We start from the raw sequence: 17249 nt of genomic DNA, 5'->3' as shown, positions 1-17249 counted from the left end.
CAAGGGTGGGCGCGATGAATCGCGCCCCTACCACGGATGCCGTGGCAGGGGGGCAGCCGCGCGCTGGAGCGTGTCGCGCCAGCGCGGGTCGGCGAGGATCATGCGGATCCAAGGTGTGTAGGCGTCCGGATGGGCCTCGGCGTCGCGGGCGAGGTCGTCGAGCGGGGCCCAGCGCCAGCCGTCCACCTCGGCCGGGTCGGGGGCGGGGGCGCCCTCCCAGCGGCCCACGAAGACGTGGTCGAGCTCGTGCTCCACCAGGCCGCCGCCCACCTCCGCGCGGTAGGTGAAGGCGAAGGCGGGGTGGAGGTCGCACTCGAAACCCATCTCCTCGCGCAGGCGGCGGCGCGCGGCGACGTCGACGGGCTCGCCGGGGCGCGGATGGCTGCAGCAGGTGTTCGTCCACTGGCCGCCGGAGTGGTACTTGGCGGAGGCGCGGCGCTGGAGCAGCACGTCGCCGTCGCGGTTGAAGACGAACACGGAGAGCGCGCGATGCAGCCGCCCCTCCACGTGCGCGCGCTGCTTCTCCAGCGTGCCGACTTCGGCGTCGCTCTCGTCCACCAGGACGACGCGCTCTTCGGGGAATGGCGGGTTCATGCCGTAAATTTACACGCGCGCGCCGCGCCGCACCACGACCGGCGACCCCTCTGCGACGAACGCGGAGCGGGGCGGAGCGGTGAGCGCTTCAGCGAATGCGGGGCCGTAGAGCGCGGCCACCTCGGCGTCGAGCTGGTGCGTCTGCGCATCCCACACGCGCCACGACGGGTGCTCCACGCGGTACTCCACCGTGCCCCCGCCGCGCTGCGCCGCGTATCCCCAGTAGTGCTCCGTGATGAACTCCGCCTCCGAGCCTGGGACGAGCGGCTGCGGATCGCCGTGCGTGGTGGCGCGCAGGGCACACCAGCGGCCGCCATGCTTCCATCCATACTCCACGTGCCGCCCGCCGTCATCCAGCGGCGCGATGCGGTGGCGCATGGGCATGGCGGCGTACTGCTCGTTGTAGATCACCCGCGCCACCGTCGCGATCGCCCAGCGCGGCACGATCTCGCGCACGAACACCACCCCGCGCCGCCACCCCTCCGCCCCGCGGCGGCGAACGTAGAAGCGCAGGTTCACCTCCTCGAAGTCGCGGTGGAAGGGGATCGGCACCCCCAGCACCCGCGTGTCCAGGAAGAGGAAGCCCACCATGCTGGCGTACGTGGTGCCGCCCCACGAGTCCAGCTCCGTCCCGGCGGGCACGAGCGGGCGCAGGGCGGCCGGATCGACCTCGTAGTTGAGCATGAGGAGGTCGCGCCACTGTGCCGTCAGGAAGCGGCCGGAGGGCGCGCTCGGTTCTTCCGGCATCGTGGGCATGGTGGGCGACGGGACGAACTGGCACGGAGAAACGGAGAAGATGCCGCGTGCTCTCTTCCGCGTCTCCGTGCGATCGGGCTCGGGCACGTGCGTCAGTGCGCGGCGGTGTCGGGCAGGGCCGGGGCCGACGGCGCCGCGGTGGTGGGCTGCGAGGTGCTGCCGGGCGTGACGGCCGGGTCTTGCGCGCCCTCGCCCTGGCCCGCGGTGCCGCCCGACGGGTCCGGCGGTGCTGGGAGCTGTTCGGAGTTCGCGGGCGGCTCGGGTTCCTTGGATGCGTCGGCGCAGCCGGCCAGGATGCCGCACAGCGAGAGGGTCAGGAGAATGTGTCGATTCATGGGGGACGCTCCGCGTTGTGGGTGCCGCATGCCGGCGGACGGACCGCCGGCCGGGACCTGATTTCGCAGGCAATCGCCGCGCCGGGACGACGGGGGCGGAGCCGGGGCGGGCACGGGCAGCCACGCGGGGCGGCCCCTGCGAGGATTGCCGCCGCCCGCGTCCCCCCCTGGCCCGCGATTCGCAAACCCGCCGCGCACGGAATCGAAGTCACACCGGCCACGGAGACGGGATGCCACGGGAAGTCACGGATGCGGAGGGGGTGCGGTGGACGTGCGTGCAGGCGTACGCCGGGCTGGCCCAGAGCGCGGACGAATCGGGGAACAAGGACGCGGCGCGCGTGGACGGCGCCGGGGACCGCTTCCGCGTGGTGTGCACCCCCAGCGGCGGCGCGCAGACCGCCGAGCTGGAGCTCGCCGGCGACTGGGAAGAGGGGATGGACGACGGGGAGCTGCTGAAGGAGATCGAAGGGGCGCGCGGGTAGGCCCGCGCGCCCCGGCTTCATCCTTGCGAACCGGCGCAGCCGCGGAGCATCCCATTTTCGTCAATTCGTTGCCCGCCAACACGTATCCCCGGCGCAGCCATGGACAGCAGCACCACCCAGATCGTCACGGACCTTCTCACGAGCGACCCGCACGGGCTGCAGGAGGCGTGGATCGCCGAGCAGCTCGCCTCGCCGGACACGCGCCCCGACCTGATCACCGAGGCCGAGCTCCGCCAGCAGTCCGGCGAGTTCCTGCAGCTTCTGCGCGAGGCGCTGCGAAGCGGCGGGCCGGCCGAGCCGGACAGCCCCGCCTGGGCGCCGCTGCGCGAGATGCTGGGGCGCGTGTCGCGGGCGCGGGCGCTCAAGGGGTTCACGCCCTCCGAGACGGCTACCTTCGTCTTTTCGCTGCGCGGCCCCCTCTTCGAGCGGCTGCGCGCGGCGGCGGGCGACGATCCGGGGCGCTACCACGAAGGGCTGCGAGGGGTCACCACGCTGGTGGACCGGCTGGGGCTGCACACCACCGAGGTGTTCCAGCGCAGCCGCGAAGAGGTGATCCACCGTCAGCAGCAGGAGCTGATGGAGCTCTCCACCCCCGTGGTGAAGCTGTGGGACGGCATCCTTGCCGTACCGCTGATCGGCACGCTGGACAGCGCGCGCACGCAGGTGGTGATGGAAAGCCTGCTGCAGCGCATCGTGGACACGGAGGCGACCGTCGCCATCATCGACATCACGGGGGTGCCCACGGTGGACACCCTCGTCGCGCAGCACCTGCTGAAGACGGTGGCGGCGGCGCGGCTGATGGGGGCCGACTGCATCATCAGCGGCATCCGCCCGCAGATCGCGCAGACCATCGTGCACCTGGGGGTGGAGCTGCACGGCGCCGCCACCAAGGCTACGCTGGCCGACGCCATCCTCATGGCGCTGCGCCAGACCGGGTGGCGGGTCACGCGCACCGCGAAGGGCTGAGCCGCATGGAGCGCATCCCGATCCTCAAGATGGGGCGCGTCCTCCTGGTTACGATCCAGGTGGACATGCACGACCGGCTCGCCCTGGCGCTGCAGGACGACCTCACCACGCGCATCGCGCAGAGCGGCGCGCGCGGGGTGCTGATCGACATCTCGTCGCTGGACGTGGTGGACTCGTTCATCGGGCGGGTGCTGGCCAACATCGCCGCCATGAGCCGCGTGCTGGACGCGCAGACGGTGGTGGTGGGGATGCAGCCGGCGGTCGCCATCACCCTGGTGGAGCTGGGCCTCTCCCTTCCAGGGGTCCGCACGGCGCTCAACGTGGAGCGGGGAATGGAGCTGCTGCGCGTGGCGCTGGCGGAGGAGGAGGGCGAGGATGACGGCGCCGGCGATGCTGACGCCGGGGAGTGAGGCGTACGCCATCCGCAGCGACGCCGACGTGGTGGCCGCCCGCCAGGCCGTGCGCGCGCGGGCGGTGGAGCTGCGCTTCTCCCTGGTGGACCAGACCAAGATCGTGACCGCCGCCAGCGAGCTCGCGCGCAACACCCTGGTCTACGGCGGGGGCGGGTCGATGCGCATCGAAACCGTCGAGCGGCCGCCGCGCACCGGGCTGCGCATGGTGTTCGAGGACAGCGGGCCCGGCATCGCGGACGTGCAGCAGGCACTGCGAGACGGCTACACCACCGGTGGCGGGCTGGGGCTGGGGCTGGGCGGCTCGCGGCGGCTGCTGGACGAGATGGAGATCGAATCGGCGGCGGGGCAGGGGACGCGCATCACGGGCACCAAATGGAAGTAGCGGCGATGGAGACGCGCTGCGGGTGCCTGGTGCGCGTGGAGGAGGAGAGCCAGGTGGGCGACGCGCGCCGCCAGTTCCAGCGGCTGGCGCACGGGCTGGGCTTCGACGAGACGGACGCCGGGCGCGTGGCGCTGGTGACCACCGAGATGGCCGGCAACCTGGTGAAGCACACCTCCGGCGGCGGCCGCCTGCTGGCCCAGCCGCGCATTCAGGGCGGGGTGCTGGGGATGGAGATCCTGGCGCTGGACCGCGGGGCGGGGATCGCCAACGTGGGGCAGGCGCTGCGCGACGGCTTCACCACCGCCGGCTCGCCGGGAACGGGGCTGGGCGCCATCTCGCGGCTGGCCGACCGCTTCGACATCCACTCCCTTCCAGGCATCGGGACGGCGATCCTGGCGCGCCTCTGGCCACGCGGCGCGCAGCCGGCGCCGGTGCCGCTGGAGGTGGCGGCGGTACACCTCTCCAAGCCGCGCGAATCGGTGTGCGGCGACAACTGGGCCTTCGTTCCGCGCGGGGGCGGCGGCGTCCTGCTGGTGGCCGACGGGCTGGGGCACGGCCCCGGCGCCGCCGAGGCTTCCATGGAGGCGGTCAGGGTCTTCCGCGCGCGTCCGGACGACTCGCCGGTGCAGATGGTGGAGTCGATCCACGCCGCCCTGCGCCCCACGCGCGGCGCGGCCATCGCGGTGGCCGTTCTGGACGCGGTGCGCGGCGAGATCCGCTACTGCGGGGTGGGGAACATCGCCGGGAGCGTGGCGGGGGGCGAGCGCGAGCACAGCATGGTGTCGCACAACGGCACCGCCGGGCACCACGTGGGGCGCGTGCAGGAGTTCACCTACGCCTGGCCCGCGGGAGGGCTGGTGGTGATGCACTCGGACGGCCTGCAGGCGCGCTGGTCGATGGCGCGCTACCCGGGGCTGGCCGGGCGCGACCCGGCGCTGGTGGCGGGCGTCCTCTTTCGCGACTTCTGCCGCGAGACGGACGACGCCACGGTGGTCGTCGTCCGCCGCACGCCGTGACCCCGCTCTGGTCGCTGGTGCTGCGCGGCGAGCAGGACGTGGTGCTCGCCCGGCAGCGCGCGCGGCACGCCGCCCTGCTGGTGGGCTTCGACGCCCAGGGCGCCACCCGCATCGCCACCGCCGTGAGCGAGATCGTGCGCAACGCCCAGACGTACGCGGGCGGCGGCACGATAGAGATCGGGGTGCAGGAGGAGCGAGGTGTGCGGTCGCTCGCCATCCGCGTGGCGGACCGCGGGCCGGGGATCCCGCATCTCGACGAGGTGCTGGCGGGGCGCTACCGCTCTTCGACCGGGATGGGAGTGGGGCTCCAGGGAACGCGGCGGCTGATGGATTCCTTTGCCATCGAAGCGGCGCCGGGGAAGGGGACCGTGGTGACGATGGCGAAGCGCCTTCCCGCGGGCGCCGCGCCCACGGCGGCGTCGCTGGCCCGGGCAGCGGACACGCTGGCGCGCGAGGTGTCGCACGACGCCGCGGCCGAGGTGCGCAGGCAGAACCAGGAGCTGCTGCGCCTGCTAGCGTCGCTGGAGGAGCGGCAGAACGAGCTGGCCCGCCTCAACGCGGAGCTGGAGGAGACCAACCGCGGCGTCCTGGCCCTGCACGCCGAGCTGCGCGACCGCGCCGACCGCGAGGCCGAGGCCCGCCGGAGCGCCGAAGCCGCGTCGCGCGCGCGGGACGCGGTGCTCGCCATCGTGTCGCACGACCTGCGCAACCCGGTGGGGAGCGTCATCACCGCCGCCGCCTTCCTGCTGGACACGCTCCCCGGGGAGGTGCTCGCCACGCCGCAGGGGAAGCAGGTGGGGGTGATCCACCGCGCCGCCCGCCGCGCCAACCGCCTCCTGGAGGACCTGATGGACGTCACCCGCATCGAGGCCGGGGGCCTGGCGGTGGACGCCGTGCCGGTGGAGGTGGCCGGCCTGCTGGCCGACGCCGCCGAGGTGATGCGCGCTCCCGCGGAGGAGAACGGGGTGGAGCTCCTCACCGACTGCGCGGGCTCGCTGCCGGCGGTGCTGGCGGACCGCGACCGCGTGCTGCAGGTGTTCGCCAACCTGGCGGGGAACGCCGTCAAGTTCACCCCCGCCGGGGGCGCGGTGACGCTGGGAGCGGCGTGCGCGGAGGGAGCCGTGCGCTTCTCCGTGGCGGATACGGGGCCGGGGATGAGCGTGGAGCAGGTGGAGCGCGCCTTCGACCGGTTCTGGCAGGCGGGGCGCGCGGACCGGCGCGGCGTGGGGCTGGGGCTCAGCATCGCCCGCGGCATCGTGGAGGCGCACGGCGGAATCCTGTCGGTCACCAGCGCACCCAACGAGGGCGCCATCTTCCACTTCACGCTTCCCACCGCCCCGTGAGCGAGCTTCCGCTGCTGTCGCTGCCGCTGCTGCGCGAGGAGGACGTGGTGATCGCCCGCCGCCGCGCCCGCGAGGCCGCCGAGCGCGCCGGCTTCGAGCGCCAGGACGCCACCCGCATCGCCACCGCCGTCAGCGAGATCGCGCGCAACGCCTACGGCTACGCCGGCGGCGGCTCGATGGAGCTGTTCGTGGCGGACGGCTCGCTGGGGGTGCGCGTGGCGGACCGGGGCCCCGGCATCCCGCACCTGGATGACGTGCTGGGCGGACGCTACACCTCGCCGACCGGGCTGGGCGCGGGGATCACGGGGGCGCGGCGGCTGATGGACACCTTTCGCATCGACACCGCGGAGGGGCGCGGGACGACGGTCGTGATGTCGATGAAGCTGCCCCCCGGCAGGCGGCTGGGCGAGACGGATGCGGCGCGCATCGCCGCGGATCTCGTGCGCGCGGCCCCGCCCGAGCCCGTGCACGAGCTGCACGAGCAGAACCGCGAGGTGCTGCGCGCCCTCGCCGCGCTGGAGGAGCGCAAGGAGGAGCTGGAGCGCCTGAACAGCGAGCTGGAGGACACCAACCGCGGCGTGGTGGCGCTGTACGCCGAGCTGGATCAGCGCGCCGAGCAGCTGGGGCAGGCCAACGACCTCAAGGCGCAGTTCCTGTCGTACATGAGCCACGAGTTCCGCACGCCGCTGGACTCCATCCTGGCGCTGAGCGGCCTCCTGCTGGCCCGCACCGACGGCCCGCTCACCGACGAGCAGGAGACGCAGGTGGGGTTCGTGCGCCGCTCCGCCCGCGACCTGCTGGACATGGTGGACGACCTGCTGGCCGCGTCGCGCGTGGACGCGGGGCAGGTGAAGGTGCGTCCCTCCCCGTTCACGGTGGACGACGTCTACAACGCGGTGCGCGCCATGCTCCGCCCCCTGATGGACGCCGCCGCGCCGCCGCTGGCGTGGGAGGTGGAGCCGGGGCTCCCCGCGCTGCACACCGACGAGGCCAAGGTGGCGCAGATCCTCCGCAACCTCATCTCCAACGCCCTCAAGTTCACCGAGCGTGGCGAGGTGCGGATCTCCGCCGCGCGCGGGCCGGGGGAGGGCACCGTCCAGTTCCGTGTGGCGGACACGGGAATCGGGATCGCGCCGGAGGACCGGGAGCGGATCTTTCGCGACTTCGCGCAGGTGGAGAGCCACTTGCAACGGCGGGTGCGCGGGAGCGGGCTGGGGCTGCCCCTCTCGCGCAAGCTGGCCGTGCTGCTGGGGGGCGACCTGGGCGTGGAGAGCACCCCGGGGGCTGGATCGGTCTTCTCGCTCGTCATCCCCTTCACCTATACCGAGCCCGCGGCGCAAGGATGACCGAAGAGCGGATCCTCACCGTCCTAAACGTGGACGACTACCCGGCCGCGCTGTACGCCACCTCGCGCGTGCTGCGCCAGGCCGGCTATCGCGTGCTGGAGGCGACCACCGGTGCGGAGGCGCTGGCGCGCGCCGGGGAGTGCCCGGACCTCATCATCCTGGACGTGAACCTGCCGGACGTGGACGGCTTCGAGGTGGCGCGGCGCATCAAGGCCGACCCCGAGACGGCCACCATCCCCCTCCTGCACATGTCCGCCGCGTACCGCGACCCGGAGCACCGCGCGCTGGGGCTGGAGGGCGGCGCCGACGCATACCTCGCCCAGCCGGTGGAGCCGCGCGAGCTCCTGGCCACCATCCGCGCACTGCTGCGCGTGCGCGAGGCGGAGAGCGTCGTGCGCCAGAGCGAGGAGCGCCTCCGCGTGCTCGCCTCCGCCACGGCCGACGTGGTGTGGACCACCGATGCCAGGGGGAGGCTCACCGGCGACCTCCCCAGCTGGCGCGACCTCACGGGCCAGGCGCCGGAGGAGCTGCTGGGGTGGGGATGGCTGGACGCGGTGCACCCCGGCGACCGCGCCCGCATCGCGCAGACGTGGGAGGACGCCGTCCGCGAGCAGGGCACCTACGACACCGAGTACCGCCTGCGCATGCGCGACGGCGCCTACCGCATCTTCATGGCGCGCGGGGTGCCGGTGCTGGAGCCCGGCGGCGAGATCCGCGAGTGGGTCGGCCTCTGCATGGACGTGGAGGACCGCCGCCGCGCCGAGGACCGCCAGCGCTTCCTGAGCGACGCGGGCGCCGTCCTGGCCGCGTCGCTGGAGGCGGAGCGGATGCCGGGGCGCCTCGCCGAGATCGCCGTCCCGCTGCTGGCCGACTCCTTCTCGCTGGAGCTGCACCCCTTTGAGGACGGCGAGCGGATGGTGGCCTCCGCGCCGGACCGCGACGCGCTCCCCGTGCTCCCCGACGAGTTCGAGGAGCGCCTGGCGGCCGGCGAGACGGTGGCGCTGGGGCCGGGCGAGCTGCCGGGGGTGCGCTCGTACGTGGCGGCGCCGCTGATCGCCCGCGGCGAGATGCTGGGGTCGGTGCGCATGGCCACCGGGCCCTCGGGGCGCACCCTGGGCCGGGCGGACGCGGAGGCGCTGGGCGAGCTGGCGCGGCGGGTGGCGCTGGCAGTGGACAACGCGCGCCTCTACACGGCCGCGCTCGATGCCAGCGAGACGAAGAGCGAGTTCCTGGCCACCATGAGCCACGAGCTGCGCACCCCCATGAACGCCATCCTGGGCTACGCCGACCTGCTGGACGCCGAGGTGGCGGGCCCCCTCACGGCCGCGCAGCGCGAGCAGCTCAACCGCATCGGCGCCAGCGCGCGGCACCTCCTGCAGCTCATCGACGAGATCCTCACCTTCTCGCGCATCGAGGCCGGCCGCGAGCAGGTGAGCGTGGAGCGCTTCGACCTGGCGGATCTGGCCCGCGACACGGCGGAGATGGTGGAGCCGATGGCGCGCGGCAAGGATCTCCGCTTCCCGGTGGACACCTCCGCCGATCCGCTGTGGGTGGTCTCCGACCCCGGCAAGGTGAGGCAGATCCTCCTGAACCTCCTTTCCAACGCCGTCAAGTTCACCGAAGCGGGGGAGGTGCGCCTCGCCGTGCGCGCGGAGGGCGACGAGGCCGTGCTGCGCGTCGCCGACACGGGAATCGGGATCGCGCCGGAGCAGCAGGAGCGCATCTTCGACGCCTTCTGGCAGGTGGAGCAGTCTTCGATCCGGCGCGCGGGCGGCACCGGCCTGGGCCTGAGCGTCACCCGCCACCTGGTGGACATGCTGGGCGGCTCCGTGGAGGTCGCCAGCACGCGCGGCGAGGGGAGCACGTTCACCGTGCGGATTCCGCTGGAGGCCCCCTCACCCCCCCCGCCCCCCTCTCCCAAACCGCTGGGAGAGGGGGGAGATCGCGGCGATTCGCGCGGTGTCTCCGCGGCTGGGAACGCATCCTAGGCCCTCACCCCCCCGGCCCCCCTCTCCCGACTTCGGGAGAGGGGGGAGATCGCGGGGATTCGCGCGGTGTTTCCGGATCGGGGAACGCATCGATCCGGTAGGGGCGCGATTCATCGCGCCCGCCCTTGCCTCCACCTCGATCGCCGCCCTGCGTGTCCACCCGCCCTTGCGCCCACCTCGATCCATGCGCAACGCACCGATCCCGTAGGGGCCGCCCCACGTGGCTGCCCGTGCCCTGGGCGTCCGCCGAACCACGCCGCGCGCGACGATCCAGGCGCTTCCGTGCGTAACGATCCGGCGACTGTCGTCGCGCGGGCTCGCTGTTTGCCGGAGGGAGGTGGTTCCCCGGCGGCTCCGGGGCGGCGGGTCCGTTTCCCGGGAGGACGCAGTGAGTGCTCGATGGATCGTAGTGTGCGTGCCGCTGCTGGCCGCATGCACCAACGCCAAAGATTCGCGGCAGAACGAGGTCACCTTCACCTGCGAAGGCGGTGCCCGCATCACCGCGTGGTTCCAGGACCGCGGCGTGCGCCTCCTCCTTCCCGACGAGACGGAGAAGGTGACGCTCACGCAGGTGCGCGCCGGCACCGGCGACAGCTACGAAGCGGGGGGGATGCGCTTCGAAGTGAACGCGGACTCCGCCACGCTGGAGCGGAACGGGAAGCGCGTGTACCATGGCTGCTCCACCTGACACCAACCGCCCTGAGCCGCTGAACGCGCCCCGCCCGGACACGCCCCCGCCCGAACCCACGGACTATTCGCTCCGCCGTTACCTGGTGGAGTTCTTTGAAGTGGTTACGAACGCGGACTCGCGCTTCGTGCGCTCGTTCCGCGCGCTCCTGGTGCGGCCGGGAGAGCTGACCGCGGCGTACTTCTCGCCGCGCCGGGACGAGTACCTGCGGCCGCAGCAGATCCTCCTCTTCTGCAGCGTCTTCTTTTTCTTCACCCAGCCGCTGATCGGCTTCAACGGCCTCAACTCGCCGCTGGCGATCCACCTGAGCCAGACTCCCTACAGCCCCCTGGTGGAGCCGTGGGTGACCGCCGAGGTGGCGCGGCGCGGGATGGGGCTGGAGGCGTATCGCGCGATCTTCGACGCCGCCGTGGATGCCCACGCGCGGTCGCTGGCCTTTCTGCTGGTGCCCATCTTCGCGCTCCTGGTGACGATGGTCTTCTGGCGTCCGCGGCGCTTCTTCGTGGAGCACCTCGTGTTCGCCACGCACGCCATCGCCTTCATGCTCCTCCTGATGCCCCCCGTAGTGCTGGCGCTGAGCATGCTGGCCCGCTTTGCCTACAGCGCCGGGGCGAGCGCGGAGGCCGCCAGCATGATCGCAGACGCGGCGGGGCCGGGGTTGTTCTGGGGGGTCTACCTGGCGCTGGCGCTGCGCACGGCGTACGGCCACGGCCGCGCGCTGGCGATCGGCAAGGCGGCCGTCCTTTCCGTGGGGACGCTGGCCGTGCTCACCGTCTACCGCTTCGTCCTCTTCCTGGCGACGTTCTACGCCCTGTAGGCACTGTTCCGCGGGCGCCGCGCGCGGTAAGCTGATGCCGGCCCGCCCGACCACGGCGGGCCGGCGTTTTTCCCACCGCACTCCAGCGATCCGGATGGCAAGACCTTCCCCCGGCAGCGAGCTTTCCCCGTACGCCGAGTTCCGCCGCGGCGAGTGGGCGCGGCTGCGCGGCGCCACCCCGCTCACCCTTTCCGAGGCCGAGCTGGACGCCCTGCGCGGCGTGGACGGCCACGTGTCGCTGGAGGAGGTGGCGGACATCTACCTCCCGCTCTCGCGCCTGCTGAACCTGTACGTGGCGGCGGCGCAGCAGCTCTACCGCGTCACCGACACCTTTCTGGGGAGCCCTGCGGCGCGGGTGCCGTACGTGATCGGGGTGGCGGGCAGCGTGGCGGGGGGAAAGAGCACCACATCGCGCATCCTGCAGGCGCTGCTGGCGCGCTGGCCAGACCATCCCAAGGTGGACCTGGTGACGACGGACGGCTTCCTGTATCCCAACGGGGTGCTGCAGGCGCGGGGGATCATGCACCGCAAGGGCTTCCCCGAGAGCTACGACGTGCGCCGGCTGATCCGCTTTCTGGCCGAGATCAAGGGCGGGGCAGAGGAGGCGCGCGCGCCGGTGTACTCGCACCTGATCTACGACATCGTCGCCGGCCAGGAGCTGGTGGTGCGGCGGCCGGACATCCTGATCGTGGAGGGGCTCAACATCCTGCAGACGGGCGCGCCGCAGCCGGAGCGGCCGGCGCGGCTCTTCGTATCCGACTTCCTGGACTTCTCCATCTACATCGACGCCAGCGAGCGCCACCTGGAGACGTGGTACATCCAGCGCTTTCAGCGGCTGCGCGAGACGGCGTTCCGCGATCCCACCTCCTTCTTCCACCGCTACGCCATCGGGATGTCCGACGACGAGTCGATCGCATTCGCGCGCGAGGTGTGGGCCACCATCAACGCCGTGAACCTGCGCGAGAACGTCCTCCCCACCCGCGACCGCGCGCGGCTGATCCTGCAGAAGGGCAAGGACCACCGGGTGGAGCGGGTGCGGCTGCGGAAGCTGTGAGGCCCTCACCCCCGCTCGTTCCTCGCGGCCCCCTCCCGTGGCCGGCGCGGGGCCAACGGGCATGCGCGGTGCGGTGATCATACGAAGAAGACAGAGTGAACATTGCGTTCTCTTTTGCACTCTCTTTGCGTCTTTGCACACATCTTGAAACACGACAAGGTTTTTCGCATCCGCAGGAACAAACATAAGGTTGACGGGAACCGTGGGGGGCGCTAGCTCTCACGGCATCGGATCACCTTCGTTTCACAACCCCGGAGATCGGTGCGCAAGATCGGCAGCAGGTGGATGGTGCTGTCGTTCGCGGCGCTTGCGGGTGCGGCGGCCACGGGGACGTGGGCCAGCCGCTCCCCCACGCCGGTGCCGGTGTCCGTGGCGGTCGCGTGGTGGTACGGCGGCGATTACGAGGGCAGGGAAGGGGTGGAGATGCAGCGCGGCGAGTCGGACTGCGGGATCGCGGCGCTCTCCATGGTGATGAAGCACCACCAGCGGCGCGCGGAGCTCGAAGGGGAGCGGCGCGGCGTGCTGGAGCGGGGCGAGGGGCTGTCCCTCCTAGAGATGCAGGGCATCGCGGCGCGGCACGGGCTCGCGGCGCAGGGGTGGCGGATGGACATGCGGGCGCTCGCCCGCGCTCCGCTCCCCGCGGTGGCCCACTTCGAAGACCATTACGTGGTGGTGGACCGCGTTCTGCCGGACGGCACGGTGCATGTGCGCGACCCCGGGATCGGCCGCGTCGTTCTGCCGGCGGCGGATTTCGCCCGGCTCTGGACGGGAAACGTGCTCGTCTTCGGCAGCTGAATAGGTCCGGAAACACGGGGCTCCACATTCCTCAGCTTGACGCATATTTCCCGATATAACTGGTTGACTGAACTTTGCGGCAGATGTATCCTCTGATCGTACCCCGCTGACAAAATGACCCGCCCCAGGCAGCGCTCTTCCCGGCCGAGCCGGGATTGAGACCGCCCAGCTTCGTTGTCTGTTAGCAGGATTAGATCGCCACCCTACGTACCGAACGTACTCTCGTTGACGTAAAGCACGCGCTCAGTGGCCGGGGCTCGATCCGCCCCGCCCGCATCGCCCGGGATCCTGCGGGATCTCCCCTCCTCCGGCGAAGCGTGCTGATCTCCTGAACAAAACAGAGCTCGTGGCTCGGTGTGGTGCAGGCGCCTCGTTGCGCCCACGCCGGCCGGGGTGCGTATCGCCGCGGCGCAAGCCGCGCCCTGGAACCCCCCTACCCGGGAGGCAGTCCGGCCCGCTGCGTGGCCGGAGAAGGTCGAGTACCGATGTACTGCGTGGTGCTGCTGCGGTGGGTCGTACCGAAGTGTCCTGATGTTCACTTTCAGACGCAATTCTCAAGGACAGCCGTGTTCAAGAAATTTGGTCTCAGTGTGGCTCTCGCGTTCGCGCTCGTCGGTGGCGGTGTCGCCGCCACGGCCGGCGCCCCGGCGACCGCGACGGCCTCCGTCGCCGTGTCGCACGCAGCCCCGGTCCAGTTCGCCTCCCTCGCCACCGCGCCGGTGAGCGTCGAGGTGGCCCAGCTCTCCGTCGCGCAGATGAGCGACGTGCAGGGTGACGGGCTGTGGAAGAAGTTCAAGAAGTGGGTCAAGAAGGTCATCAAGAAGGTCATCGGCGTGATCGTACAGGAGATCGTCAAGGCGATCACCGAGTGGCTCGAGGAGCTCTTCAGCAGCACCGACGGCGGCGAGAAGCAGGAGGGCAGCGAGGCCGAGGTCAAGAACTACAACTCGCAGGCCGACTACGAGGCGGACAACGCTTCCAGCACCTACGTCGAGAACAACGACTTCCAGCAGACCGAGATGTGGTACGGCAGCGGCGGCGGCAGCTGCGGCGGTGGCTACGAGCAGGAGCAGCAGTACCAGATGTACCAGGAAGTCCAGACCGTCTGCTAGTTGAGGGGAGCCGCGTGCCTCCGCCGGAACCGCGCCCCCGGGCGCGGGCCGGACCGCAGCCGAAGGCACGCGGGGCAGTAGCCATCCGCATCATCACGCACAGCTCCGCTGCCGGCCCGTCCGCGGGCCGGCAGCGGAACCGCTGGCCGCAGGGAGCTCCGCACGCTTCCGCCCCCCACATCCGGGGAGAGCGGCGTTACCGAAAAAACGGGGGAAGAGAAATGCCGAGGTATCCTGGCGACGGTGGGTGGAAGGGCGCGGTGTGCATCGCCGCCGTGGGGACCGTGCTCGCCACCGCCGCGGCGGGCGCGCAGCAGCCGGCGATCCCGGCCGGGCCGCGCACGCTGTCGCTGGAAGCGGCGGCGGCCCTGGCGCGCGAGCACAACCCGGCGATCGCCGAGCACACCAACGACAGCCGCGTGGCCGGTGCCGCCCTGCGCGCCGCCTACGGCGACCTCCTCCCCACGCTGAACCTCTCCAACTCACTCGGATACACCGCCAGCGGCGAACGCCGCATCGGCTCGGTGTCGCTGGGCGACCAGCCCTCCGTGTACTCGTCCAGCTTCAACGTGGGCGCGTCGTACGGCCTTACCGCATCGCGCCTCCTGCAGCCGCGGGTGATCCGCGCCGAGACCCGCGAGGCGGAGGGGCAGGCCGTGAGCATGGCCGCGACGGTGCAGGCGGACGTGACGCGACGCTACCTGGCGGTGCTGCAGGCGCAGGCGCGGCTCCACCAGGCGGAGCGCGAGATCGTGCGCGCCGGCGAGTACGTGCGCCAGGGGAACGCCCAGGCCGCCGCGGGGCTCACCAGCCCGCTGGACCGCACCCGCGCGCAGGTGCAGCTGAGCCAGTCCGAGATCCGCCGCATGCAGGCCCGCCGCACCCTGCGCACCGAGGTGCTGGCGCTGGGCCGCGTGACGGGGGTGATGATGGACCCCGAGGTGGAGCTGACCTCCACCTTCGCCCTGTTCGAGCCGAAGTGGACGGACGAGGAGCTGGTGCAGAGGGCCCTTGCCGGCAACCCGTCGCTGAACACGGCCGAGCTGGCCGTGGGCACCGCGCGCGCCCGCACCACGCTGGCCCGCGCCGCCTCCCTGCCCACGCTCTCCTTCTCCGTGAACGCGCACGGGTGGATCCAGCGCTCGGGCGACGTGGAAGCGCTCATCCAGCAGCGGCTGGGGCGCGGCGCCACGCCCGAGCAGGAGGCCGCCATCCGCGAGCGGGTGCTGAGCGAGAACGACGGCTACCCGTTCAACTACAACCGGCAGCCGGTGAACGCCGCGCTCACGCTCTCCGTTCCCGTGTTCCAGGGCTTCGCCCGGCGGGCGAGCATGGAGCGCAGCCGCGCCGCGCTGGAAGACGCCTCGCTGCGCCGCCGCGCCGAGCAGGTGAGGGTGTACGCCGAGGTGGCCACCGCCGCCACCAACCTGCGCGCCTCGTACGAGCTGGCCCGCGCGCACGAGACGGTCCGCGGGCTGGCCACCGAGGAGGTGCGCCTGGCCGAGCAACGGATGCGGATGGGCAGCGGGAGCATCCTGCTGCTCACCGACGCGCAGACCCGGCTGGGCCAGGCCGAGCTGGACGAGATCGACGCCGTGTACGCGTTCCACCTGAGCCTGGCGGAGCTGCAGGCGCTGGTCGGCACCCCCCTTCGCTGAACCCACGTCCCGGGACTTTCCATATGCGCAAGCGCAAGATCGCCACCCTCGTCTCCGCCGGCCTCGTCGTCATGCTGGTCGTCGTCGTCTCCGCCGCCTCGGACCCCGAGGAGGGGGTGGCGGTGCACACCGAGCCCGTGGCCGCACGCAACCTGGTCTCCACCGTGCCGGGGAGCGGCCGCATCGAGCCCAAGCGCAAGGTGGACGTCTCCACCGACGTATCCGGGCGCGTGACGCGGCTGGCGGTGCAGGAGGGGGACTGGGTGAACCAGGGCGACCTGCTGGTGACCATCGACCCCGCCCGCTTCCACGCCGCGCTGGTGCGCGCCCAGGCGGGGCTGTCGCAGACGGAGTCGTCGGCGGAGCAGGCGGCGGCCAACCAGGTGTACGCCGAGCGCGAGCTGGGCCGGCTGCAGGCGGTGGCGGGCGGCGGCGGCTTCGTGAGCGAGGCGGAGACGGAGCGCGCGCGGGCGCAGGTGCAGGGCGCGGCGTCGCAGGCGCGCGGGGCCCGCTTCACCGTGGACCAGGCGCGCGCCGCCCTCACGGAGGCGCGCGACGCGCTGGCGAAGGCCACGATCGTGGCTCCCATGAGCGGCCGCGTGACGCGCGTCAACATCCAGGAGGGTGAGACGGCGATGGCGATGAACGGCCCCGGCTCGCAGCTCCTGACCATCGCCGACCTGTCGGAGATGGAGGCGCACGTCGTCATCGACGAGACCGACGTCCCCGACGTGTCGGTGGGCGACCGCGCGCTGGTGCGGATCGACGCCTACACGCGCCGCGCCTTCCCCGGGCGGGTGGTGCGCATCGCCAACAGCGCGCTGCGCGGCGGGGCGCAGGAGTCCGCCGGCTTCCGCGTGGTGATCGCGCTCGACCGTCCCCCCGAGGGGCTGCGCCCGGAGCTCTCCGCCAGCGCCGACGTGGCGGTGGAGGAGCGGAGGGGCGTGCTGGCCGTGCCCATCCTGGCGCTCACCGTGCGCGGGCCGGGGGGCGGTCCGGTGGGCCGCACCCGCGGCGCCGAAGGGGTGTGGGTGGTGCGCGACAACCAGGCGGTCTTCGCCCCGGTGCAGGTGGGGATCACGGGGGAGCAGCACTTCGAGGTGAAGAGCGGCCTGCGCGCGGGCGACGTGGTGGTGGCGGGGCCCTACGAGTCCGTGCGCTCGCTGCAGCCCGGCGACGTGGTGCGCTCCGAGGTTCCCGGGGCGGTGCGGAAATGACCCCGGCGCTGATCCGGGTGCAGGGGCTGCGCAAGGAGTACCGCATGGGCGCGGAGACGGTGCGCGCGCTGCGCGGGGTGGACCTGACCATCGAGCGCAACGAGTACGTGGCCATCATGGGCCCGTCCGGCTCGGGCAAGTCCACCTTCATGAACCTGATCGGCTGCCTGGACACGCCGAGCGCCGGCGACTACGTGCTCAACGGCCAGCCCGTGGCGGGGATGAAGGACGACGACCTGGCTCGCATCCGCAACCGCGAGATCGGCTTCGTCTTCCAGACCTTCAAC

19 protein-coding genes are annotated in these 17249 nt (G+C 72.3%); 16 read left to right on the top strand and 3 right to left on the bottom strand.

The window, feature by feature from the left end; all coding sequences use genetic code 11:
- Positions 1-27 precede the first annotated feature (27 nt).
- The 3 genes from idi to VF584_18415 form a co-directional block, all read right to left on the bottom strand.
- Positions 28-594 (bottom strand): isopentenyl-diphosphate Delta-isomerase, encoded by a 567-nt coding sequence (idi, locus tag VF584_18425; GenBank protein ID HEX8212159.1) that lies wholly within the window; start codon positions 592-594, stop codon positions 28-30.
- Between the two features lie 9 nt (positions 595-603).
- Positions 604-1341, bottom strand: a complete 738-nt coding sequence (locus VF584_18420; protein HEX8212158.1) for a DUF2071 domain-containing protein — start codon at positions 1339-1341, stop codon at positions 604-606.
- Between the two features lie 101 nt (positions 1342-1442).
- Positions 1443-1685 (bottom strand): hypothetical protein, encoded by a 243-nt coding sequence (locus tag VF584_18415; protein HEX8212157.1) that lies wholly within the window; start codon positions 1683-1685, stop codon positions 1443-1445.
- A gap of 230 nt (positions 1686-1915) precedes the next feature.
- Here VF584_18415 and VF584_18410 point away from each other — a divergent pair, with 230 nt between their 5' ends.
- The 16 genes from VF584_18410 to VF584_18335 all read left to right on the top strand — a co-directional run.
- Positions 1916-2167: a hypothetical protein gene (locus VF584_18410; protein HEX8212156.1), complete on the top strand. Its 252-nt coding sequence runs from the start codon at positions 1916-1918 to the stop codon at positions 2165-2167.
- Between the two features lie 99 nt (positions 2168-2266).
- Complete coding sequence (locus tag VF584_18405) at positions 2267-3133, top strand: STAS domain-containing protein (protein ID HEX8212155.1); 867 nt, start codon at positions 2267-2269, stop codon at positions 3131-3133.
- Between the two features lie 5 nt (positions 3134-3138).
- Complete coding sequence (locus VF584_18400) at positions 3139-3543, top strand: STAS domain-containing protein (GenBank protein ID HEX8212154.1); 405 nt, start codon at positions 3139-3141, stop codon at positions 3541-3543.
- Positions 3509-3928 carry an ATP-binding protein gene (locus tag VF584_18395; protein HEX8212153.1) on the top strand — a complete coding sequence of 140 codons (420 nt, stop codon included), beginning with the start codon at positions 3509-3511 and terminating at the stop codon, positions 3926-3928. The genes VF584_18400 and VF584_18395 overlap by 35 nt, the downstream gene beginning before the upstream one ends.
- On the top strand, positions 3919-4944 hold the full coding sequence (locus tag VF584_18390) for an ATP-binding SpoIIE family protein phosphatase (protein HEX8212152.1): 1026 nt from the start codon (positions 3919-3921) through the stop codon (positions 4942-4944). Before VF584_18395 ends, VF584_18390 begins: the two co-directional genes overlap by 10 nt.
- Positions 4941-6287 carry an ATP-binding protein gene (locus tag VF584_18385; GenBank protein HEX8212151.1) on the top strand — a complete coding sequence of 449 codons (1347 nt, stop codon included), beginning with the start codon at positions 4941-4943 and terminating at the stop codon, positions 6285-6287. The genes VF584_18390 and VF584_18385 overlap by 4 nt, the downstream gene beginning before the upstream one ends.
- On the top strand, positions 6284-7633 hold the full coding sequence (locus VF584_18380; GenBank protein HEX8212150.1) for an ATP-binding protein: 1350 nt from the start codon (positions 6284-6286) through the stop codon (positions 7631-7633). The genes VF584_18385 and VF584_18380 overlap by 4 nt, the downstream gene beginning before the upstream one ends.
- Positions 7630-9621: an ATP-binding protein gene (locus tag VF584_18375; GenBank protein ID HEX8212149.1), complete on the top strand. Its 1992-nt coding sequence runs from the start codon at positions 7630-7632 to the stop codon at positions 9619-9621. Before VF584_18380 ends, VF584_18375 begins: the two co-directional genes overlap by 4 nt.
- Positions 9622-10009: 388 nt before the next feature.
- Positions 10010-10309 carry an MliC family protein gene (locus VF584_18370; GenBank protein HEX8212148.1) on the top strand — a complete coding sequence of 100 codons (300 nt, stop codon included), beginning with the start codon at positions 10010-10012 and terminating at the stop codon, positions 10307-10309.
- Complete coding sequence (locus tag VF584_18365) at positions 10293-11126, top strand: DUF3667 domain-containing protein (GenBank protein HEX8212147.1); 834 nt, start codon at positions 10293-10295, stop codon at positions 11124-11126. Before VF584_18370 ends, VF584_18365 begins: the two co-directional genes overlap by 17 nt.
- A 94-nt stretch (positions 11127-11220) precedes the next feature.
- On the top strand, positions 11221-12180 hold the full coding sequence (gene coaA / locus VF584_18360; GenBank protein ID HEX8212146.1) for a type I pantothenate kinase: 960 nt from the start codon (positions 11221-11223) through the stop codon (positions 12178-12180).
- Positions 12181-12441: 261 nt separating this feature from the next.
- Positions 12442-12975, top strand: a complete 534-nt coding sequence (locus VF584_18355) for a cysteine peptidase family C39 domain-containing protein (protein ID HEX8212145.1) — start codon at positions 12442-12444, stop codon at positions 12973-12975.
- 590 nt (positions 12976-13565) lie between these two features.
- Positions 13566-14087 (top strand): hypothetical protein, encoded by a 522-nt coding sequence (locus tag VF584_18350; protein HEX8212144.1) that lies wholly within the window; start codon positions 13566-13568, stop codon positions 14085-14087.
- Between the two features lie 221 nt (positions 14088-14308).
- Positions 14309-15745, top strand: a complete 1437-nt coding sequence (locus tag VF584_18345) for a TolC family protein (protein HEX8212143.1) — start codon at positions 14309-14311, stop codon at positions 15743-15745.
- A gap of 23 nt (positions 15746-15768) precedes the next feature.
- The gene (locus VF584_18340; GenBank protein HEX8212142.1) at positions 15769-16962 is read left to right on the top strand and encodes an efflux RND transporter periplasmic adaptor subunit; all 1194 of its coding nucleotides are present in this window, start codon (positions 15769-15771) and stop codon (positions 16960-16962) included.
- The coding region (locus VF584_18335; protein ID HEX8212141.1) for an ATP-binding cassette domain-containing protein at positions 16959-17249 on the top strand (291 nt) is incomplete at its 3' end. The genes VF584_18340 and VF584_18335, both read left to right, overlap by 4 nt.

The organism is Longimicrobium sp. (genome assembly GCA_036389135.1).
Lineage (GTDB): Bacteria > Gemmatimonadota > Gemmatimonadetes > Longimicrobiales > Longimicrobiaceae > Longimicrobium.
The sequence above is the reverse complement of the archived record's forward strand: the minus strand, read 5'-3'. Positions and strand labels throughout refer to the sequence as shown.